General features: G+C 71.3%; 2 protein-coding genes (1 of these 2 cut by a window edge). One reads left to right on the top strand and one right to left on the bottom strand.

Annotated features, from left to right (window positions below; all coding sequences use genetic code 11):
* On the bottom strand, nucleotides 1-23,538 hold the 5' portion of the coding sequence (locus RBR11_RS08350; RefSeq protein WP_308488870.1) for an Ig-like domain-containing protein. 5,880 nt of this gene lie to the left of the window's left edge; 23,538 of the gene's 29,418 nt are visible here — the first part of the coding sequence; its start codon is at nucleotides 23,536-23,538; the stop codon falls past the left edge of the window.
* Between RBR11_RS08350 and RBR11_RS08345 the strand changes: the two genes are divergently transcribed.
* Nucleotides 23,489-24,103: a hypothetical protein gene (locus RBR11_RS08345; protein ID WP_308488869.1), complete on the top strand. Its 615-nt coding sequence runs from the start codon at nucleotides 23,489-23,491 to the stop codon at nucleotides 24,101-24,103. The genes RBR11_RS08350 and RBR11_RS08345 overlap by 50 nt on opposite strands.

The following is a 24,103-nucleotide window of genomic DNA, read 5'->3' as shown; positions in this document are numbered from 1 at the left end:
GATGCCGTCCTGCGAGGTCGCGCCGTAGACCACGAGCGGCGACGGCGCGTAGCCGACCACGGCGACGCTGACGGCCGGGTTCGTGAACACGGGTCCGCTGAGCGTCAGCACGGTGGCGGTGACGCCGGTGATCGTCCACGCCGGGAGCCCTCCGACCTGCAGCACCATGCCGTAGATGAAGCCGTCGGCGATCCAGGATCCGCTCGCGCGGGTGAGGGTCGGCGACGTGCCGCTCAGTCCGGTCGTGAACGTGCCGCTGGCGGTCGGCGGGGTGGCACCCGGGCCGGGGCCGCCTCCACCGGTGACCGTGAAGACGTTGCCGCCGTAGCGGACCGCGTTGCCGCTCGCCGCGGCCTGGGCGACCGTGACCGTGCACACCGTGCCGCTCGTGCACGGCGGCACGACCGTCGCGCTGAGCTGGAGGATGTCCTGGGTCGGGCCGGTGAAGCCGGTGACCGTTCCGACGACGACGCCGTTCACGGTGACGAGCTGCCCGATCGAGAAGCCTGCCTCGACCCAGCTCCTCATGTCGGTGCGGATCAGCGTGTTGCCGACGACGTTGACGTTCGTGGTGACGTGCACCGCCGGGTCGAACACCGCGACCGTGCCGTGCACCCCGGTACCGGCCGCGGGTCCGCTGCCGACGAACGTGATGACCGCGCCGTTGACCGCCGTGATCATGCCGATCGGCGTGCCGTTCCACATCAGCTGCTGGCCGACCGCGAACTGGTCCGCCGCCCAGGCGGTGCCGTCGTCGCGGGTGATCGTGGTCGGAGTGATGTCGAAGTTCCCGGTGATGCTGAGCACCGCTGCGCCACCACCGTGCAGGGCGGTGAGACCGCCGTGCACGAAGGTCGTGCCGGGGGTGCCGTCGTCGTTCGTGTACGGGCCGCCGACGAGCGTGCCGGTCACGGTCAGGGTGTCGTTGCCCTGGCCCTCGAGGATGTTCAGCGACTGGATCGTGGACAGGCTCGCGTTGGTCTGGATCTGCCCGGTGGTCGGGTCGACCGTGACCGAGCCGAAGCTGATGCCGCTCGGGAACACCGGCGGCTCGCCGAACGTCGGCTTGGCGGGGTTGCCGGGCTCGTAGCCCTTGTGGTGCGTGAAGTCGAGGCCCGGGCCCATGCCGTAGCCGGTGAGGGTCGTCGAGCTGAGCACGCCGGTCTGGTTCTGCTGCGCGCCGTCGTCGAAGATGTTCAGGACGTTGACCTGCTGCGCCTCGGGCGGCTGGATCCCGATGCCGAACGGGAGCGCGTTGCCCTCCTGCGCCATCATCACCGGCAGCTGCAGTGCCGAGTGGTTGCCGGCGGTGGGACCGCCCTCGACCGACAGCGGGCCGCGGATCGCGGAGAGCAGGTGCGGGGTCTTCGGGAAGCTGAGCAGCGACGCGTTGCCCGGCGGGACGGTGAACTTCGGGTCGGCGACGACGCCCATCGCGACCGGCTGGTACCAGTTCGACGACGTGAACGTCACCTGCGCCGCCCACTGGGTCAGCGTGAGCGTCATCGTGCCGGAGGCGCCCAGCACCGCGGCGAGCGCGGCCTTGTCGGTCACGGTCAGGATGTCGACCTTCGTGGACGTGCTGCCGGTGAGCGCCTGGATCTTCAGCATCGTCCCGGAGGCGCCGATCTTGAAGATCTGGCCCTCGAGGAAGCCGTCGTCGAGCCAGCTCGAGCCGTCGGCGCGACGCAGCGTGCCGGCCGCGGAGTCGTAGATCACGGATCCGGTGAAGAGCCCGGCGTTCACGACCCGTCCGATCGTGACCGCGTGCGGACCCGCCGCCGGTGCGGCGCTCAGCGTCATGGTCGTCGCGGTGACGGCCGTGATGGTCGCGGTCAGCGGCGCCCCGGCGCCCGTCAGCTGGATCTGCTGCCCGATCGCGAACCCGTCGGCGACGAAGCTGCCGAGCTCGGTGGCGGCGAGGGTCACCACGAGGCCCGCGATCGTGACGTTCCCGGTGAAGAACGTGACGGTCTTCTGGGCGCCGATCGCGGCGTTCACGACCCGCACGCCGTCGGTCACGATGTCGGTCTGGCCGTCGGTCACGAGGGCGACCGTGACGTCCTTGCTGGGCGGAGCGGCGAGACGGACGCTGATGCTCGATCCGGGTCCGGGCACGGTGCACAGCGCGTCGCCGCACTTGGTCACGACCATGTCGGCGGGCGCCTGCACGATGCCGGCCGGAGTCAGGTCGTTCATGACCAGCACGTCCCACGGCGTCAGGCTGTTGTCGACGCCGGTGTACTCGGGTCCGCCGCTGGTCACGCTCGCGACCAGGTACGAGTTGTGCGGGTCGGCGATGCTGTAGTGCGGGGTCGCGTCCTCCTTGACGATGACCGGCGTCGACCAGTCGGACGTCGAGAAGGTGATCGTGTACACGCCTGCGGTCGTGCCGAACGCGGCGGTGACCACGTGGAACCGCGGGTCGGTGCTGGAGAGCGAGATCCGCGCGTCGTTCGCCGCTGTGATCGTGACGGTCACGGGCGCGCTCGGCTGGGCGGCGAGCACGACCGAGGCGTAGCCGGAGATCGCGGAGGTCGCGTTGCCGCTGCCGCCGAGGATCAGGTTGCTGGCGTTGCGGTCCGGGATCGCGAAGACCAAGCCGGTGGCCGTGGCGGTCGCGGCGACCGAGAGCTGCGCCCAGGTGCCGTCCGCGGCGACCGCGAGGATCGTGGCGCCCGCGGGGATCGCGCTGCCGGTGTCGGCCTCGACGATGCCACGGCCGACGTCGCCGCCGTTGAAGCCCGCGCTCGCGGAGTACAGGATGTTCGAGCCGTTCGTGGTGGCCCCGTCGCGGTACTGCTGGACGGCGGCGAGCCGGCTCGGCAGGGCGAAGTGGATGCCGGTCGCGTTCGCGACCGCGGCGGACAGGACGACGGTGTGCGCGTCGACGACGGAGAGGATGACCGTGTTCGCCGGGATGGCGACACTGCCGTCGATCGAGGAGATCGGCTGCCCGACGTCGCTGAGCGTGAAGTTCGCGGTGGCCGAGGTGAAGGTCGTGCTGCCGGTGCCGACGCCGTCCGTGAAGCGCGAGGCGATCGAGATCCCGGTCGTGTTGGTGTTGCCGAGGTCGGTGACGAGGATCGCCGGGGTGCCCGGGTCGATCTTCGTGACCTCGACGTTGCGCACGGTCGCGTTGGCGTAGAACGGATCGGCGCTGAGCACGCTGTGGCTGATCTCGTAGGTGCGCAGGCCGTCGTCGAGCGCGTCGTTCATCGCGCCCGCCCAGACGAGCTGCGGGATCTGCCAGTTGCCGGGCGTGAAGACCAGCACCAGCGCCCGCTGCGGCAGGTCGGTCGCCAGCGCGTCCACGAGGACGTGCCGGTAGAAGTCGCTGTCCGCGGTGGTCGTGCCGGGGTTCGGGACCGATCCGAGCGGGGTCGTGGCGAGCAGGATCGAGTCGCCCTGGGGGGTGCCCTCGCGGTTCAGCCGGATGTCGGGCTCCGCGGTGACCGCGATGTAGACGGTCGAGGTCGGCGCCTGGGCCAGCCGCACGCTGTACGAGTCGATCGTGCCGATGGGCGGACGGGTGGCCTGGCCGTTCTGCGTCTCCTTGACGACCGTGCCGCCCGCGTGCTCCGTGATGATCACGGCGCCCTGCGAGCCCTGTGCGACGCTCACCGCGACGCCCGGGATCACGATGTCCTTGTAGAGCTGGTCCTGCGTGATCACGGCGAGGTTGATCGTGCCGCTCGTGCCGTTGATGTCGCGCGAGTACACGTTGCCACTCACGTCGCCGGCGACGTTGATCTGGTTGCTGCCGAGGCCGCCGATGACGCGCACGGCCACGCCCGGGGCGGTGGAGAGCACATCGATCACGTCGTCGCCCTCGAGAGCGTCGACCTCGATCACCTGGACGTTGCGGTACGTGACCGACATGCCGGCGCCGAAGATGCCGTGGTCGGTCACGACGATGTGGTCGGCGAACTCGGTGCCCAGGATGATCAGCTTGTTGAAGCCCGTGCCGCCGTCGACGGACACCGGCGCGTTCATGTTGTATTCGACCTGGTTGTTGCCGGCCCCGGTGCGCACGTCGGTCTGCGCGGCGGTGGAGTAGCCGTTGGTCGTGATCGGGATCGGGATGCAGGCGGGCGCCTCGATCGTGGTGCAGCCGCCGGGGAGGATGATGTTGCCGACCGCGTCGGTCTGCGCGAGGGCGAAGCCGCGGACGATGAAGAGGTTGTTCCCGCCGTCGCCCTCGAGGTGCACCACGGCGTGGTTCGAGTAGACGGTGAACGTGTTGTTGCCGGTGCCGCCCTGGGCGACGAGCGGTGCGCTCGTGCCGCGGGAGAGCCAGCCGCGCGTGGTGGCGACGGTCGCGACGTCGAAGACGTTCTCGGCGGCGAGGTTGCCCGATGCTCCGTAGGACGGGGCGGGCGAGGCGACCGCGCCCGCGCTGCGGCGCTCGCCGTAGAGCTGCCCGATCTGGAACTGGTTGTCGCCCGATCCGCCGTCGAGGTAGGTGGCGGCGGCATTGTCGTCGACCGCGAAGTAGTCGTTGCCGCCGAGGGCGTAGACGTGCAGGCCGCCGTTGATGGCCGAGTCGTAGTTGATCCGCTCGACGCCGTAGACGCCGGTGGTGCCGGTGGTCGTCGTGCCGCCGAGGTTCGCCTGCGTGGCCGCGAGGGTCGAGTGCAGCAGGGCGACGAAACCGGATCCGGCCGAGTACGGGTCGGCGGATGCCGGGTGGGCGCCGGTGCCCTGGTAGAGGGCGGGCCGCGCCGCGGTCTCTCCGAGGATGCCGGCCGGGGTGCCGCGCAGCAGGAAGATGTCGTTGGTCGCGTACTCGTGCTGGGTGGACGGATCGATGCCGGTGGAGTCGGGGGATCCGGCCGTGTACGTGTCGTAGCCGTAGATGTTGAGCGTGTCGGTGCCGTCGGCCGGGGCGTGCGAGCCGAGCACGTTGATCTCGTAGTTGTTGCTGGTGAACTGGCTGCCGCTCGTGAAGATCGAGTAAACGTTGCTGCCGGACTGACCGTCGAGGGTCAGGGTCGCGCCACGGCTCACCTGCTGGCCGAGCGTGACCATGGACTGGAGCCGGTTGACGACGAACGTGTCGACGCACATGTTCGGGGGGCCGTTGCACAGCGGCGCGTAGACGCCGGTCTGCGTGGGCGACCCGTCGCCGTAGGCGCGGGTCTGGCCGACGAGGATCGTGCGGTCGAAGACGATCGTGTCGGCCTCGGAATTGCCGAACACCCGGGTGAGGCCGCCGGTGCCGTTCGCGATCTCGCCGGGGAGTCCGCCCGCCGCTGCCTGGCCGCTGCGGAGCACGATCACGGTGCCGTCTCCGATGGTCGGATCGGGTGCGGTGGTGTCGAGCGTCGGCATCGAGCAGGCGCCCGAGGCGGCGTTGTGGCAGTCGCCGTAGATGTCGATGTTGCCGGTCGCGTTCGCCTGCTGGTTCGGGTCGGTCACGATCCCGGCCGTGGTGTTCGCGATCGCCAGGATGATGCTGCTCGGGTCGGTGACGATGTCGTCGGCGGAGCGGAGCACGATGTTGCCGCCATCGGACTCGATGAGGCCCTGCAGCACGGTCTGCGGCGCGTTCTCGACGACGAGCGTGGAGCCGGAGTGCAGCAGCAGGATGTCGTTGCCCTCGACGCCGGTCTCGGTCGTGGTGAGGCGGACGCTGTTCGGGCCGGTGACGTTGCCGGGGTTCTCCCCCGCGTGCGCGAGCAGGACGTTCATGGGGCCGGCGACCTCGGTGAGGAAGATGCTGCCGTCGGCCTGGGCCGCGACGTCGCACGTGGCGGTGACCGCACGCTGCGCATCGGTGGCGTTCTGGTAGTTCGCGCCCTGGTACAGCAGCGTGTAGTGGTTGGTGCAGCCGCTGCCCTTCGCGGAGTCGAGCTTGAGGTCGTTCGTGCCGTCCGCGGCGCCGATGCTGCCGAACTGCGCGAGCAGGTCGATCGTGTTGCCGATCACGTTGGCGGCCGTGCCGCCGGATCCTGCGCCGTGGCCGTCGGTGATCGAGCCGTGGAAGTTCGTCAGCGAGATGTTCGCGCAGGAGGTCGCGCTCGCGCCGTAGCACGTGGTCACGGTGTCGACGTGGAGGTCGCCCGTGATCTGCGAGACCCGGATCACCGCGGGCGCCTGCGCGTTCAGGACGCCGAACCGGTCGATCGAGGAGCGGATCTCGAGGAAGTTGCTGTCGAGGCCGATCGACCCGTTCTGCGCGGTCAGGGTGATGTTCACGCCCACGACCTGCGGCGTCGCCGCGGCCGGCGTGTGGCCGGACGCCGGCGGGTTCGGCGACGGCTGCGGTGCGTCGTAGATGGATCCCGGCGCGGTCAGCGTCACGTCGTCGTCGGTCGAGCGGATGAGGCCCGCCCGCAGGTCCCCGTACTTCTCCGTGAGCGTGATGAAGCCGTTGGTGTCGGCGTTCACGGTGCCGTACGTCGCGGCGGTCACACCGGAGGCGGGCTGCTCGATGAGTACGAGGCCGACGATATTGATCCGGGTCGCCGACGGCGCGTCGTTCGCCGCGAAGACGTCGATCTGGCCGTTGTTTCCGTGGGATCCGGCGTCGAGCAGGCTGAAGTCGTACGTGCTCGCCGTCGCGCTGCCGCCCGTGGCGAAGGCTCCGGGCTCGAGCGTCGGGTGCGGGCTCGTGCAGCCGTCCGGGTAGAAGCAGTAGGCGCTGTCGGGGTGGTAGAAGCTCACGTACTGGCCGCTCGGTCCCGGCGTCGCGGTCACCTGGATGCCGGGCACGGAGCCGACCGAGGTCTGGTACTGGGTGGCCTGCAGGCGGACGAAGATGCTGTCCCCCGCCACGAGGTGGTCGATCGGGATCACGTAGGCGGGCGTCTGCGGGTTCGCGATCGCGGGATCGCGCAGCAGCGTCTGCAGGTCGAGGTACTGGCTCGTGCCGGAGTTCGCCGTGAGGTCCTCGTCGTGACCCGCCCACTGGACGAGGTCGATGTTCAGGTACGTGCCGGAGGCGGCGATCGAGGTGCCGGCGACGAGGTGCAGGATGTTCGTCCGGATGAGGTCGGTGTGCGGGCCGCTGAACGTCGAGCTCGAGCCGCCGCGGACCGTCGAGGAGGAGATCGATCCGGTGCTCGAGATGTCGGTCTCGCCGATCGGGTTCAGGATCGTGCCGTTGACGAGCAGGTCCGGCGAGGAGGTCGGGGCGTCGTTCGTGATCGTCACGAGCGTCGGGTCGACGTGGCGGACGATCGCGAACATCGCGCTGACCGTCGGAGCGGCGAGCGTCACCGTCGGCGTGCCGACGTTCAGCACGGTGATGTCGTCGACGACGAGCCGCAGCGTCGAGTGGTTGAGGATCGTGACGGCCGCCCAGTTGTCGCGGTAGTAGAACGTGCCCCAGTAGTGCGTGGACGGCGCGGCTCCCCCGTTCAGGCTGTTCCGGATCGTGCCGCTCGACGAGCTCATCAGCACGTCGCCGGTGTCGTGGTTCACGAGGTCGTTCACCTCGATGACCCCTCCGCCGCTGAAGTCGGTTCCGGGTGCGGGGTTGCTCACGCCGTTGACGGTGATGTTGACGGCGGTCACCACGTGGCCGTCGGGGCCGATGATCAGCAGCGGGCTCGGGCCCTCGTGGATGATCACGTCCGCGTTCCAGTCGACGTCTCTGGTGCCGGTGTTGTCGACCGGGTCGCCGGCTTTCGTCTCGGCTTGGACGTAGAGGGCGAGATGCGTCTGCCCGGCGGGGTGCGCGAGGTGCCACGGCGACGGGTCGGCCGGGTCGAGGCTCTGATCGTTGGTGTTCACGCCGTACTGGATGCGGGTGCCCGCGACGACCGTGGCTCCGGAGTGCGACGCGGCCGTCTCGGAGAACTCGAGGTTGTCGTAGCCGTCGCTGTAGGACGGGCCGATGCACCAGCACTCGGGGTCGTCGTCGTGCGAACGCGCGTTGCCGCTGTGGAACGCGCGGATGTCCACGCCGCCGTCGCCCTCGACCCAGGTCGGCGTCCCGGTCTGGCTGTCGACCAGGGCGGTGTCGTGGCTCTTCAGCTCGGAGACCGCCTTGGCGGTCGCGAAGCCGGCGAAGGCGATGAAGATCGACTTCGAGTGGCTCGTGATGTTCGATCCGGTCGTCGTGGCGAGCATGTTCACGGATCCGCCGACCACGTGGGCGCCCGCGCCGACGACGGAGGCCGTGTTGTCGGTGAGGTGCACTTCGGCGTGCGACACGGATCCGCCCGCGAGGCCGCCGCTCTCGGTGTCGGCATCGGCGTTCGCGACGAACGTGGCCGTGGAGAACACGCGCACCATGCCGCCGGCCGTGATGCCGACGCCGCCCGCGCTGACCTGCGTCGCCGCTGTGTTGCCGCTGATGCCGTCGGGACCGGTGCCGACGAACGCCGACGTGTTCGCGGTGCCGTCCACGTGCGAGGAGACGCCCGCGCCGGAGATGAGTCCGCCGGATCCGTTGCTCGTGGTCGCGGTCGCGTTCGTGTGCGTCGTCGCGCTGATGCCCACGTTGCCGCCGACGGTGATCGAGGCGGCCGCGTCGTAGGCGCGCACGGTCGGGTCGATCGTGGTCTGCGAGGTCTGCGACGTGAACGAGCCCGCGCCTCCGCCGCCGCCGCTGGCCGCCGCGGTGGTCACGCCGTTGCCGGGAGGCGGCGAGGCGGACCGGAGCGAGGTGCCGTCCGCCGCGAGCAGCTTCTGCGTGCCCGTCAGCGAGCCGGTGAGCTGCAGGATGAGCTCCTGCGCGCCCGATCCGGCGGTGAGGGATGCTCCGGCGAGGAACAGCGTCTGGTCGCCGAACACGTGGCTGGTCGTCAGCGACTGCCCGGTGAGGGTGATCTGGCCGGATCCGTTGCGGCTGCCCACGGTGTAGGTGGAGCCGTCGGTGAGGCCGATGCCGGCGGGGGCGAACGCCTGCACGGCGCGCGACTCGGGCGGCGCGGAGATGTGGATCGGCGTCACGACCGAGCCGCTCGGGCAGGACGCGTCGCCCGCGTGGCCGACGGAGTCGCAGTACGTCGCCGCCAGGCGGATCGTGTACGCGTCGATCCGGATCACGTAGTAGGTGGCGCCGACGGTCAGCTCCGGGATCTTCTGCGACGCGTCGCTGATCCGGTAGATGACGGCCTCGCCCGTCTGCAGGTTGTGGTCGGACAGGGTCACCGCGTGGCTGACCGGGTCCACGTTCACCGTGGGCAGGTACACGTTGTAGGCGCCGCCGTTGTCGCCCGTGACGTGGCCGCTGCCGTCGACGTTCACGTCGACCGCGTGGTTGCAGTAGGCGCAGGCGGGATGCGAGCCGACCGCGGGGATGCCCGCTCCGTGCGTGAACGTGCTCGCGGGTGCCGAACGGTACGTGACCTGCTGGCCGGCGGTGAACGGCGTGCCGCCGATGAGGTCGCCGCTGACGTCGCCGGTGTGGAAGACGGTGGCGGCCTGCAGGGCGTCGGCCTGCGCCGTGTAGAGCGCGATCGTGTTCGCGTCGACCACGCGCACGTAGTACACGCCGCCGTTCGTCAGCCCGATCGACGAGGCGTGCGCCGCGTCGTAGCGGTAGATGAGGGCGTCGCCGTTCTCGAAGTGGTGCGGTCCGCTGAAGCGCAGCAGCCCGCGCGCGGTGTCGGTGCCGGACGTGGCCGAGCCGAGGCTCAGCGCGTCGATCGAGGCCGCCGTCCAGGTGACGCCGAAGCCGACGTGGTCGGGGTCGGCCTCGCCGCTGACCGTGGGCACGATGGCCGAGTAGACGTGGCCGTTGCGCAGACCGCCGATCGGGTTGCTCGAGCTGTACATCACCTGGTCGCCCGTGGACAGCCCGTGCTGCGGGAACAGGACGGTGTCGTCCGGGGCCGCGCCGCCGTCCGCGTTCAGGCCGGTGATGTCGTCCGTGAGCTGCGCGCCCTGCGGGTCGGCGAGGGACTCGGCGTCGAGGGTCACGGTGCCGCCGGCGAGGATCGTGGTGCTCGCCCCGAAGTGCGCGTCCACGGTGGGCGACGAGGTGGCGTCCGCGGCGGGCAGGCCCACGTTGGCGATGCCGCCGCCGACGACCTTCGCCGTGCCGACCGCCTGTGCCCGGTGCGAGATCGCGGTGACGGTGAGACCGTTCGTCGCCCCCGTGCCGAGCACGACGTGCACGCCCGTGCCGAGGTACGCCTGCACGGTCGGGTTCACCGTCGCCGAGCCGATCGCCGCGCCGATCGTGAGCCCGATGGATCCGGCTCCCGCCTTGGCGCCGCCGCCCGCGACCGCCGCGTCGTCGGAGGTGACCGACAGGGATCCCGGCCTGCCGGACACGGTGCCGACGGTCGCGCCGTCGCCGACGGAGGCGGAGACGCTGCCGCCGACCGTCGCGATGGCCTTCATGTCCGTGCCGGATCCGAGGATGCCGCCCGCCCCGCCGGTGACGTTGGTGAGGGCGATCGCGCCCCGGCCCGCGTGCACCGTGATGGCGGTGTCGGGGCTGTGGATGTTCGTCGTCCCGCCCAGGAGCGCCGCGTCGGCGCCGTCGATGTTGCCGGTCGCCGAGACGATCGAGGCGCCCACGCCCAGGGCCACCGAGACGACGAACAGCGCGGTGGTCGCCGAGTCGGTCGCGTCGGTCTTGACGGTCAGCTGACCCGCGGTGACGAGCTCGCCGGCGAAGGACGCGGTGCTGCCGCCGTGGTCCTCCGCCTCGGAGCCGATCGCGCCGACGCTCGCGCCGAGCGACGCGTTGACGCTGCCGGTCGTCGACTTCACGGTGTTGTTCTTCACCGCGCTGACCATGGCCGCGCCGGTGAGGGTGACCGTGCTGTGCGATCCGACCGCAGCGGTGACGAGGGCGGACGACTCGATCGTCGCGTGCGAGTCGTCCGCGCCGACGCCCGCGAGTCCGCCGATGCTCAGCATGTCCGTCGTGGTGGTCGCGTTGTTCGTGCCGTTCGCCGTGACCGACAGCGATGCCGCGCCGACGCCGCTGTCGACCGAGGCCGTGGTCGCGCCGGCGATGTCGGCCGTGGGAACGCTGACGCTGACGCCGAAGAGGCCGCCGCCCGAGCCCATCTGGGTCTTCGTGAAGGCCGTGTTGTGCGATTCGGCGTCGAAGGTGACAGGGCCGCCGCTCGTGATCGTGCGGGCCGCGGTGCCGTGCACGGAGACCGCCTCGACCTTCGCGGCGGAGTGGATCTCGGCGTCGGCGAGGCTGACGGCGATGCCGGCGAGACCGCCGACGCTCACGACGAGCAGCTGCGACTCGGCGCGGTTGACGCCGATGGCGCTGACCGCGACGCTCGCGGAGCTCGTGACGCTTCCGGAGAGCTCTGCGTGCACCGCGCCGCCGAGGATCGCCTGCGCGGCGAACACGGCGCCCGAGCCGACGAAGCCGGCGCTGAGGTTCCTGCCGATCGCGATCGCCTCGTTGCGGGTGTTCGTCCCGTGGATGTCGGCGGTCACGGCGACGGTGCCGCTCGACGTGATCGACGCGTCCGCGGTGACGGTCGCGGCGATGTCGGCGCCGTCCGCCACGGTCGCCTTCGCGACACCGACGTTCAGGCTCAGCCCGGCGATGCCGAGGATGTCGACCTCCGCGTTCGCGTGGTTCTCGCCGCTCGCGTGGACCGTGACGCCCGAGGATCCGCCGATGTTGCCGGTGAGCTTGGCGGTGGTGTGGCCGGAGATCGTGGCGATCGGGATCATCGCGGTGATCGCCGCGGCGCCGATCGCGACGCCCGGCGTCGTGGCGCTCACGACGTTGCTCGCGTTCGTCTCGACGTCCACGCCGCCGCTCGTGGTCACGTCGCCACCCAGCTCGGACTCGGTGTGACGGCCGCTCGAGGCGATGAGCAGCGTGAAGCCGACCGCGGCAGCGCCGGTCGAGATGTTGACGGCGACCGGGGTCATGTCGGTGCGCGTGCCTGTGGCACTCACCGTGACGCCGGTGCCGCCGATGGTGACGGTGCCGTGCGCGGCGGACGCGGCCCGGGTCGTGCCGGTGTAGTTCAGGATCGCGACGATGCCGCTGATGCCCGCGAGGATGCCGCCCTGCGCCGAGACGGCGAGGATGTTCGGCGACACGTGGTCGGTCGCAGTGACGTTGATGCCGCCGATCGCTCCCCCGGATCCGATCGCCACGGTGCCGATCGTCGCCGTCGTGTCGCCGCTGAGGTTGAGCACGGCGACCGCGACGCCGACCGCGCCGGCCGCGAGGGTGATGCCGACGGCGTAGGCGGTGATCGTGCGGGTGGCGAGGGTCGTGACGTCGATGGCGGTGCCGGCCGTCGGAATGCTCGCGCCGGAGTCGATGTGCGCGGCCTGGGAGCTGGTGTCGCTCAGCACGACGATCTGGCCGGTCACGGAGATGCCCGCGACGGATCCCGTCACGGCGATGTCGGTGACGTTCTCGGTGAGGTTGGAGTGGACGCCCACGGTGCCGGCGGCGGAGACGCTCGCGGTGTTCGCGACGCCCGCGTCGGTGTGCAGGCCGATCGTGAGGACCGAGATGCCGGCGCCGAGCGCGCCGAGGCCCACGCTGGCCGCGCCCGCGAGGACGACCACGTCGAGGCGGTCGTCCGCGGAGACCTGCACGTCGGACTGCATCGAGTGGACGGTGCCGTAGATCGTGGCGGACGTGCCGGCGGGCGGCGCCGGGTGCCCCGCCGTCGGGTTGAACGTGTCCGCGGTGGTCGAGCCGCCGGGCGACGCGGCGGCGAGGCCCTGGTTCGCGCGGTCGCCGCCAGAGGAGGCGTAGCTCGCGTACGGGGCGTTGATCGGCGTCCACTTCGTGCCGTCGGCGGCGATCGACACGCCGGACGTGAAGGCGACGTTCGCCTGATAGTAGTGGCCGCTGCCGTCGGTGACGATGACGCCGTTCTTGTACGCGTGGCCGGCCTGGTAGGTCGCGACCTTCTGCGCCGCGGTGCCGCTGAGCGCGCTGCCCCAGCCGTCGCCGCTGCCCGAGGCGGCGCCGTCCGCCTGCCCCTGGGCCGATGTCGCGCCGCTGTCGCCGGTGGCGGCGCTCTTCGGGTCGGACAACTCCCAGTACGCCGTGTCGCTCGGTGCGTGTGCGTTCGTGGGGTCGCTGTTCTGGCGGGCCACGTACGTGTGGCCGGAGCTCGTCACGACGTCACCGGTCGTGTAGCTGTTCGCCGAGGAGTATCCGCCGCGCTGCGGGCCGTTGGCGTCGGAGTTGTACTGGTCCGTCGGCGTCGTGCCGATCGACCAGACCGAGACCGCGCCGGCGAGGCCGACGAATCCGCCGCCGACGCTCACCGCGTAGCTGGACACGTGCTTGATGGCGAGCGCGTTCACGGCGACGCCGCCGTTCGCCCACACGTCGGCCGCGCCGATGTAGGACGTGACGCTGACGTTCGCGACGCCGATGTCGATGCCGCCCGCGGCGCCCACGAAGCCGCCCGCGACACCGCCCGCGAAGGTCAGCGAGTCGAGGCGATCCGTCGCCGTCACGGAGACGCTCTGGTTCGACGCGACCCCGCCGATGATCGTCCCGGATCCCTTGTTCACCGTCGTGCCGTCGTCGATGTAGGCGGCCACGCCCACGGTGAGGATGCTGACGCCCACGTTGCCGCTGACGCCCACGAACCCGGCCGCGAGACCCGCGACGATCCCGAACAGCTTCTCGGTCGACCCCGCCTGCACCGCGAGGCCGTTGACCGTCTGCGTGCCGAAGCGGTCGTTCGCGATCGCGCCGCTGTCGACGCAGCCGTCGCCCTCGGCCGCGCCGCTGCCCGCGCAGCCGTACGCGTTTCCGAGGCCCTTGACGGTGACGGTGTTGTTCGTGCCGAGGTACGCCTGCGTGGACTTCTTCGCGACGACGACGTCGACGCCCACCCCGACCCCGACCCAGCCGACGGCGAGGGAGGCGGTGACGAGGATCAGGGACGTGTCGTCGGAGGCGAGGACGGCGATGTTTCCGTCGGAGCGCAGCGTGACCTTGTCGCCGGTGTAGGCGTTCGTGAAGGTCTTCAGCACTGTCACACCGACCGTGCCGGCGACGCCGACCGTGGCGCCCGCGGCCGCGAGGTTCACCGAGATGACCGCGTCGCTCGTGTGCGAGACGACCTCGATGTTGTGCTTCGCGTTCACGATCGCGTCGTGGTCGATGTACGCGTCGGCGTGGAGCTCGACGACCCGGACCGCGGCGGAGAGTCCGACCGAGGCGGTGCCGCTCACGGCGACGGACGCGGCGATGCCGAGCGTGCGGTAGTTGTTGCCCGCGGCGACCCGCAGGGACTGGCCGGACGCCGCCGAACCGTCGTTCGCGGTGCAGGCCGCGGTCGCGCAATTGATCTTGGCGTGGTCGCCGATCGATGCCGTGGTGTGCACGGTCAGCACCGAGATCGAGCCGGAGAGGTTGACGGCGACGGTGCCCGCAGCTCCCGCCGAGACGCCGACGGAGGCGATGTAGTCGCTGTTCGTCGCGGTGACCGCGACGCCGGAGAACCCGGAGGAGGTGCCGGTCGTGATCGTCTGCGGACCGGTCTGGCCGGCGTCGGCGCCCGGCAGCTGGCCGGAGCGGACGAAGCTGTGCGAGCGGCCGCTGCCCGTGGAGCTGAAGGTGATCGGCGCCTTCGCGCCGGGCACGGCCATGCCGTCGTGCTTGCAGTCGTCGGCGTTCAGTGTCGCCTCGCACTTGGTGCGCGCGATCTGGAAGTGGGTGGGCGTGTGGTCGACGATGTAGTAGGTCGCGCCGTCGACGAGTCCGCCGATGGGGGCGCCGCCGGCGGCGCTGTACACGACCGGGTCGCCGTCCGCGGCCTTCGGGTCGTACGGGAGCACGATGAAGTCGGTGCCCAGGTCGGTGGCCGGGTTGAAGCGCGGCGCGTCGTCGCCGGCGGCGCCGGGGGTGTTCGTCGGGATGAAGCGCTGCGACTCGCTCATCATCCCGGAGGGAAGGGACATGCCGGTGATGATCGGGGAGTCGGCGTTCGGGCCGCGGATCTGGATGCACGTGCCGCACCCGTTCACGAGGTGCACGAAGTAGGTCGCACCGTCGGAGAGTCCGGTGATCGGCTTGCCGCCGCCCGCGTCGTAGACGACCTGCTGGCCCTCGACGAAGTGGTGGGTGTAACCGAGGTTGATGGTGGTGCCGTCGACCATGAGGCCCTGAGGCATCGGGGAGTTCGGCAACGGGCCCCCGGGGTAGCCGCCCTGGTAGCCGCGCGGGTCGAACCGCGTATCGGTGCCGGAGGTGCTGTAGCCCCCCGTGTTGACGGTGCCGTGCGTGGTGGCGCCGCCGAGCGCGGTGACGATCGCGGAGGATCCGATCGTCGCGTTCGTGGTCTTGGTGACGACCGGCACCGCGACGCCGGCGCCGATCGCGGCCGTGCCGCCGGCGCTGATGTTGCCCGCGATGACGAACAGGCTCATGCCCTCGTCGGCAGACACGATGACGTTGCCACCCGCGCGGACGTTCGCACTGGATCCGATCCCGGCCGTGGTCGTCACGCTGATCACGGGCACCGCCGCGTTCACGGTGACCGCGGCCGTGCCTCCGGCCGAGACGCCCGCGGAGACGGACTTGATGTCCTCGCTCGAGGTGGAGGTGACGACGACGTCGCCGTTGGCGTGCACCGTGGACGAGGATCCGATCGTCGCCGAGGTGGTCTTGTGCAGGTCCTCGACGTCGAGGCCGACGCCGACGCCGGCCGTGCCGCCGACGGCCACGGCACCGGCGAGCGCGAGGATCGTGGTCGTGTCGGAGGCGGTGACGGCGACCGCCTGAGAGGCGTTGCCGCTCGAGTTGGTGCAGCTCACGCCGACGCAGTTCACCGTCGTGCTGGAGCCGATGCCGGCCGTGGTGACGTCGGTGAGCACGTCGATCGAGACGGATCCCGCGACTCCCGCGTTGTTGCCGCCGGCACCGGCGACCGCGACGAGGAGGATGTTGCCGACCTGCGTGGCGGAGACGGTGAGCCCGGTGGTGCCGTCGGCCTCGATGTCGGCGCTGTTACCGATCGTCGCGACGACGTCGCCGTTGCGGACGAGGAGGGCGAGGGAGGCGCCGATGCCGGCGCTGCTGGTGGAGATCGCGACGTTGCCGGAGGCGATGCTGAGCTTGTCGGCCGTGTCGGAGGCGGTGACCGCGACGTCGCCGCCGGCGTGCACGACCGCGTTGTCGCCGATCGTGGCCGAGGTGGAGTGGTCGCCCGGGTTGATCACGATGACGGCGAAGGTGCCGGCGACGGCCGCGCTCGAGTCGGAGGCGCTGCCGCCGACGACGATCTCGAGGAGGTTCTCGGTCGAGGTCGCGGTGACCGAGACCCCGCCGCCCGCGGCGACCTTCGCGCCGGCGCCGATCCGCGCCTTCACGTCCTTCGTCATGACGAGGACGATGATGGATCCGGCGACCGAGGCGGATCCGCCGCTCAGGGCGAGCCCTCCGGACACGTCCACGATGTTCGTGTCGTCCTGGGCCGAGACGGTCACGGACTGACCGGAGTCGCCCGTCGCGGTCTGGTTGACCTTCGCGCTGTCGCCGATGTACGCCTCGGTGTCGAACAGGAGCACGTCGACCACGATGGTCGCGCTCACCGCGAGTCCGTCGCCGCCGACCGCGCCACCGAGTGCGAAGGAGGAGATCGCCGGGAGGTGGTTGTCGATCGTGCTGTTGCCGGTGGTGGGCGCGAGCGGCGCGTAGGTCTGGTGGGCGGTGACGCCGATCGCGCCGGACGCCTGCAGCGTCGTCACGGCGGAGGAGCCCGTGCAGTCGGGGTCGGTCGTCGGGTCGGAGCCCGAGCAGACGGAGGCGATCGTGCTCACCGCGGGCAGGATGTTCACGGCGAACGCGCCGCCGATGCCCTTCCCGCTCGTGGACAGCGCCCCGGAGAGCGCGAGGTTCAGCAGCCGCATGTCGGTGAGGGCGTTGACGTCGATGCCGGCGGTCGAGGTGACGGTCGCACCCTGGCCGATCCGCGCCGCGGTGTACAGGTTCAGGACGTTGATGCCCGCCGAGGCCGCGAAGCTCGTGCCGGACTTGCCGCCCGCCGCCGCGAACGCCCAGATGATGAAGTCGTCGTGCTTGCCGGCGGGGGTGATCGCCTCGACGGTGACGCCGGCGCCGGTCACGGTGGCGCCCTGCAGCACGTGCGCCTTGTTCGTCAGGTTCAGGTAGTTGAAGCCGACCGCGGCGCCGATCTCGGTGCTGCCCGAGGTGAGGTCGAACGCGGTGCTGATGGCCTTGGCCGTGTTGCCGGTCAGGTCGGACGCGCTGACCTTCACGGCGCCGCCGGTGGCGGTCACCGTGATGCCGCCGCCGATGCGCGCCTCGTTGGTCGCCTCGATCCAGTTCCAGGCGATGGAGGCCGCGATCCCGGTGCCGCCGCCGCTCTGGCCGGTCTTGCCGCTCGAGCTGCTGTTCGCCGACGTGGTCTGGTCGTTCGACTTCGGGGTCGTCTTCCCGTCGGTGGCGCCCGAGGTGTTCGGGTTGTCCTTGATCTGCTGGTCGGACTTCTTGTCCGAGTCGTTGTCGCTGTCGCTGCTGCCGCGGGCGCTGGCCGTGGCGTTCGCCGCGTCCGCCATCTCGGAGGTCGCCTCGATCGTGACCGCGGTGCCGCTGATCGAGCGGTCGATCGCCGCGAGGGTGTTCCAGTCGAGGACGACGTTGAGGGCGACGATCGCGCCGATCGCGACGTCCTTGCTCGCGGCCTCCGCCTTGCCGGACGTGTCGATCTCGTTCGTGTGCTCGGCCGCGACGGTCACGGTGCCGCTCACGGTGAGGGCGGATCCGGTGCCGAGGCGCGCGGTGACGGTGTCGTGGTTGCTCACCACGAGGGCGACCGCCGGCGTGATCGCCGGGTTGTCGCCGCTGGTCTTGGTGCCGGCCTCGACCTCGGTCGAGATCTGCCGCCAGCCCTTGGCCTCGATGTCGACGTTGCGGCCGCCGGTGACCGTGGCACCGTCCACGACCTCGGAGCGCACCCGGTTGGACGGGAGCAGGGTCACGGCATCCTGGCCGGAGAAGATGTTCAGCGCGACGGACGCGCCGACGCCCACGGAGTCCCCGGTCTCGGCCTTGCTCGTCGCCTTCGCGGCATCGCGCTCCGTGCTGCGGCTCTTCAGGATCAGGTCGGCCGAGCTCAGCGTGAGCGATGCGCCGGCGGGGACGACGGCCTCGCTGCGGTTCTTCACGATGTTGATCGCGACGGATCCGGCGACGCCGATGGTCGTCGAGTCGCCCGCGCCGGACTCGGCCTGCGCCTCGAACTCGTGCTCGTCGAGCTGGAAGATCTGATCGGTCGTCGGCGAGGCCGGCAGATCGATGCCGTGCGAGAAGGTGTTCCCGAGCGAGGTCCACGTGTGCCCGCTGGACGCGAACCGGTACAGGCCCGCGGAGTGCGTGAGACCGTCGTCGGCGGTGAGCTGGTAGTAGTCCTTGTCCTTCGGGCCGTCGGTCGGCAGCTTGTCGCCCGACGCGTCACCCGCGTACTGCCAGGCCGAGCCGTCCCAGCGGTACAGGCTGCCCTGCGGGTGGCCGGCGTTCGGCACGGTGAGGACGCAGAACGCCGGGCTCGAGGAGTGCGTGCAGTCGGAGAGCTTGGCCTGCTCCGGCACATCCCCGGCGAGGACCGCGGTGCCCCAGCTGCCGCTGCCGGATCCGTCGTACTGGTAGACGCCCTTGCCGTTGGATCCGTCGTCCGCGGTGAGGTGGAAGTACTCTCCGGCGTACGGGCCGGGAAGGTCCTTGCCACGGTCGATGATGTCCCACGAGGTGCCGTTCCAGTGCCGCAGCACGTCGTGGTTGGCGGTCCCCGCGATGTCGGTCATCCCGGCCTCGGCGTCGACACCCGTGGCGGTGATGTTCGCGGAGCCGGTCGAGGCGCGGTTCGTGATGTCGACCGAGTTCACCCCGACGCCGGCGCCGACGCCCACCGCCGCCTTCGCGGTGGTGTCGCCCTTGCCGTGTGCGGAGGAGTCCGTGTGCGCAGAGCTCGTCAGCGTGAGCACCCCGGCGGCCGAGATCGTCAGACCGTCGGCGAGGTACGCGGTGCTGACCGTGGTGACGATGTTGATCGCGAGCGCCGCGGCCACGGACAGGGACGGCGAGCTCGAGCTGCTGTTGTCCTTGCCGTCGGCGGTGCCGGTCTTCGGGGTCGAGCTCTTACCCGAGTCCTTGCCGTCGGCGTTGTTGGCCTTCTGCGTCGAGTTCGCGTTGCCGAGGTTGTTGTCGGCCTTGCTGTTGGTGTCCTGGCCGTCGTTCTTCGCGCCGCTCGCCGAGGCCTCCGCCTGGCTCGTGGTCTGCGAGCTGCCGGTCGCGCTGAAGGTGATCGCCCCGCCCGAGTACAGATCGCGCTCGGTGTGCGCGTCCACGGTGTGGTTCACGACGGCGAGGGCGAGGGACAGACCGACGCCGGCGGTGGATCCCACCGTCGTGTCGCCCTTCGCGGTGGTGTCGACGGATCCCGTGAAGGTGGCCGTCGCGGAGATGGCGCCGGACGCGTGCACCGCGGGACCCATGCCGAAGGCGGCTTTCGACGATTCGTTCGCGATCGATACCGCGACGGAGGGGGTGACGGTCACCTTGCCGCCCTGGCCACCCGCATCGGTCTCGTTCGTCAGCGCATCGGCGTTCGAGGAGTTCAGCGTGATCTTGCCTGCGCCGGTGACCGGCGGGCCGTTGGCCGCCGAGCTGTTCAGGTCGAAGCCGGTGAAGACGTCGTTGTTCACGAGGTTGAGCCCGATGGACGCGCCGATCCCGACGGTCGCGCCGCCGGACTGCTCGGCGGCCGCCTTGGTCGTGCTGCTGCCCGAGGATCCGCCGCTCATCGACACGTCGCCGCCGCCGGTGATCGCCACTCCCCCGCCGCCGAGCGGCGACGCGTACACCGCCGCGGTGGTCTTCTCGTTGAGGAGGTTCATCGCGAAGGCGCCGGCCAGGCCCAGCGTGCCGTCGGAGCTCGACGCGCCGGCGGTCGCCTCGGCGTCGATCGTGTGCGTGGCGCCCGTGAGGGCGGGGTTCATCAGGGCCTTGAGGGTCAGGCCCATGGCGTGCACGGTGCTGCCGGCGCCGACCGTCGCCTCGTTCGTGATGTCGACGAGGTTGACCGCGACGGCCGCGCCGATCGTGAGCGAGGATCCGGTGCTCGCCGCTCCCGTGGCGATGGCCTTCGCGTGCGTGGTGTTGGTGGTCCCGAGGGTCACCTGGCCCGCGGTGGCCGTGACGGACTGTCCGTCGGCGAGGCGCGAGGACGAGGTGGAGTCGACGATGTTGAACGCGATCGCGGCGGCGACGGTGATCGAGGTGCCGCCGCTGCCTCCGCTGCCGTCGCCGGACTTCGCCGCCGGCGTCGAGGTGCGACTGCCCGAGCCGCCGTTGGTGCTCGACCGGCCGTTCCCGAAGGAGGCCTGGCTGTCGCCCTTGCCGTTGACGGTGGTCGTGTCGCCGCTCGGGTCGCTCGAGGACTTCTCGCCCTTGGTGCCCGCCGTGCTCGCGCTCGCCTCGGTGTCCGTGTCGCTCGTGCCGTCCGCCTGGAAGCTGACGTCGCCGCTGTCGGACACCGCGTTGCGGCCGAGCGACGAGTCGACGCGGTGCTTGGCCAGGGTCATCGCGAACGAGGCGCCGATGGCGAGGTTCCCGCCGTCGGTCGCGCCGGTCGCGGTGGTCGCCGTCTTCGCGGTCTGGGTCGCGTGCGCGGCGATCGCGCCGGTCGTGTGCAGGTCGGCGCCGTCGGCGATCCCGGCCGTCGTGGTGACGTTGTCGACGTTGAGGGCCACGACTGCGGTGAACGTGAGGCTGCCGCCGCCCTTCGCGCCGCTCTTCGCCGTGGTGCCGCTGTCGCTCGTGCCCGTGGCGTTCACGGTCAGCGCGTGCACACCGGAGAGGGTCGCACCGCTCGTGACCCCGGCGTTGGTGGTGTCGTCGACGACGTCGACCGAGATCGACGCTCCGACGCCGATGGACTTGCCGGTGCCGTCCTTCTTCGAGCTGGCGTCCGTACGGTCCTGCACGTTCGAGCCGCCGGTCAGGGTCAGCGCCGCGTTGACGGTCGGGGCGCCGCGCACCTCGGCGAGGGTCTTCACGACCGCGACGTTGATCGCGAGCGAACCGGCGAGGCCGACCGAGCCGCTGCCCGCGGCTCCCGACTGCGCGGTCGCACCGTACTGGGACTGCCCGGGGGCGACCGCCTCCACGGTGACCCCGCTGCCGTTCAGCGTCGCGCCGCCCTTCAGGTAGGCCTCCGTCGAGAAGGTCGCGACATCGACCGCGATGCCGATCCCGATCCCGCCGGATCCGTCCGCGCTGCCGCCCGACGCGGACGCGGCGTCCACGTTCTTCGAGGCGGCGTGCACGGTCTGCGTGCCGGTCGTGGTGACCGTGACGGAGCCCGTCGCGGGGGCGATGAAGGCGTGCGTGCCGCCGGTGAGCACGACGACGCCGAGGGCACCGGCGATACCGGTGCTGCTCCCGCTCGATCCACCGGCGGGGCCGTCGGCGGTCTGCGCCTGACCGTTCGCGCGGCTCGGGTCGTTCACGCTCTTGTCGTTGCCGGTCGAGCCCTTCGGGCTGGTCTGCGCGGTCGCCGTGGCGCCGGTGTCGCTGTCGGCCGCGACGGTGAGGTCGGCCGCCGTGATCGCCGTCGTCGAGGCCGAATCGATCGAGGCGGTCGTGTTCTGGTTCACCGACACGACGGCGATGCCCGCGCCGCTGGATGCGGGGCTCGCGTCGCCGGTCGCGGCGACGTTGACGTGGTTGATCGCGTGCAGGGCCGCGTCGCCCGTGGCGGCGAGGGTCGCGGTGCCGGTCAGCGTGGTCAGCGCGTTGCTGAAGACGAGGATGGTCGCGACAGCCGCGTCCTGCTGCGCCGTACTGCCGTCGCCCCCGGCGCTGCCCTCGCTCTTGCCGCCGTCGACGAGCGGGTTCGCGGTTCCGTGCACATCGGAGGTCGAGGCGAAGTCGGCGGTCGTCCCGCTGCTCAGCTGCGCGGCCCCGCCGATCGACACGGTCGCTCCGGCGCCGATGATGATGTTGTCGGTGTACTTCTCGCTCGCGGTGAACGTCGGCACGGATGCCGTGGCCGACAGCGCGAGCGCACCGGTGGTGTGGATCGATCCGCCCTGCACGGTCACCGCGGCGTGATCGCTCACGACGATCCCGTAGAACGAGTCCGGCGTGACGGTCGACGTGGCGGTCGCGGAGAGGCTGTTCGCGGTCACGGTCGCGTTCGTGAACGAGATCGCGGTGTTCGCGCAGTGGGTCGCCGGCGTGCCGTTCACGGCACAGGAGACGGCGTTCGACAGCACCCCGCCGGTGACGGTCTGCGAGGCGGTCAGGGAGACGTCGCCCGCAGTGAGGGACATGCCGCTGTCGAACAGGATCTGCCGGAACACGACGTTCAGCTTGGCGGCGGCGAGGTTGAGCGCGCCCGCCAGGTGCAGCACGTCGTTGCCGGTGCCCGTGATCGTCAGCGAGCTCGTCGGGGTCGCGAAGTCGGTGACCTCGGCCGATCCGGGGCAGTTCATGTTCAGGCTGCCGGCCGTCGTGGACGGGGACAGTGTGCAGGTGGCGTCGCCGCTGCCGAAGTCGACGGTGACATCGGAGCTGCCGCTGACGCTCATCGGCGCGATGCGCGAGTAGATCACCGTGGTGGCGTCGAGCACGACCGTGCCCGAGTGCGCGTCCACGGGCCGGGAGGCGGTGTTCGCCGCGGTGCCCGCGAAGTTCAGGGTGTTGTATCCCGTGCCGCCGTCGAAGCGGACGGTGAGCGCCGGGTTCGCGGTGCCGCGGTCGACGACCAGCGTGTCGTCGTGGCCGCCCTGGACGTCGATCTCGGTCAGGCCGGTGTAGGTCCGCGAGACCGTACCCGATGCGGTGGCGAACGTGACGGTGCCGTCGGTGCGGAACGCGAGGGTTCCGGTGCCGACCGGCAGCTGCACGACCCAGGTGGTGGGGGCGGGGTTCGGCGCCGACGGGGCGGTCGGCGAGGACGTGGTCGGGGTCGGCGAGGACGGTGCCGTGGTCGGGGCCGGCGTCGTGGGGGCCGGCGTCGTGGGGGCCGCGGTGGGCGCCGTCACGGTCGGAGTGGCCGTGCTCGAGGGGGCCGTCGAGGGGGCCGGTGCGGTCGGAGCCGTGCTCGCCGCCGGCGCGGATCCGGCGGTTCCGCTCGTCGGGGCCGGGGTCGTGGCCGCGGGGGCCGATGCGGTCGGCGCCGGCGTCGTCGTGGTGGTCGCCGGCGCGGGAGCAGGGGCCGGTGCGGGTGCGGGTGCCGGAGCAGGCGCCGGCAGCAGCGAGGCGTCGACGCCGTAGGACTGACCCGCCGAGAGCGTCGGAGTCATCACGGTGCCGGGCGTGTGCCCGAGGCCGAGCACGTGGCCGAGCTCGTGCCGGACCACCGTGAGCAGGTTCATGTGCGCGGAGGCCGGGTCGTTCGGGAATGTCACGTCCCAGCCCCAGCCGGCGGCGTGCGCGTCGATGACGACGGATCCGGAGTTCTCGCTGCCGAGCCAGCCGGCACCCAGGTCTCCGACCGAGGCGCTGAATCCGGAGAAGTCCGCGTTCGGGTCGACGGCCAGCCACTCGGACTTCGCCTGCGCGACCGCCGCGTCGAGCTGCGCCTGGGTGAGCACCGCCGGGGCGGCGACCGGGGTGGCCGGTGCCGAGGCGGCCATGAGCGGCGACGGCGAGGTCCCCGTGCTGCCGGATCCCGTGCCGGTGGTGCCGGTCGATCCCGTGCCGGTGGTCCCGCTGCCGGTCGATCCCGTACCGGTCGATCCCGTACCGGTCGTCCCGCTGCCGGTCGAACCCGTGCCCGTCGACCCGGTCCCGGTCGATCCCGTGCCCGTCGACCCGGACCCGGTCGATCCCGAGCCCGTCGAACCCGAGCCCGTCGAACCCGAGCCCGTCGTCCCGGTCCCGGTCGATCCCGTCCCGGTCGAACCCGTCCCGGTCGAACCCGTCCCGGTCGAACCAGAGCCCGTCGAACCCGAGCCGGTCGAGCCGCTGCCGGTCGAGGCCGCCGTTCCCGTGGACGGCGTGCCCGAGGAGCACGTGACGGAGTTCCCGTCGGCGCTGCGCACGCAGTGCATCTGCGAGCTCTGGCCCTGCGGCGTCGGGGTCGGATCCGTCGCCGCCGGCGTCGACGTGCCGGGGATCACGGTCACGACCGTTCCGGGGTCCCCCGACGACACCGAGACGGTGCCGGTCGTCGCCGCGGAAGCCGCGGCCGCGGCCTGA

Source organism: Microbacterium capsulatum (assembly GCF_030865425.1).
In the GTDB taxonomy this organism is placed as follows: Bacteria; Actinomycetota; Actinomycetes; order Actinomycetales; family Microbacteriaceae; genus Microbacterium; species Microbacterium capsulatum.
The sequence above is the reverse complement of the archived record's forward strand: the minus strand, read 5'-3'. Positions and strand labels throughout refer to the sequence as shown.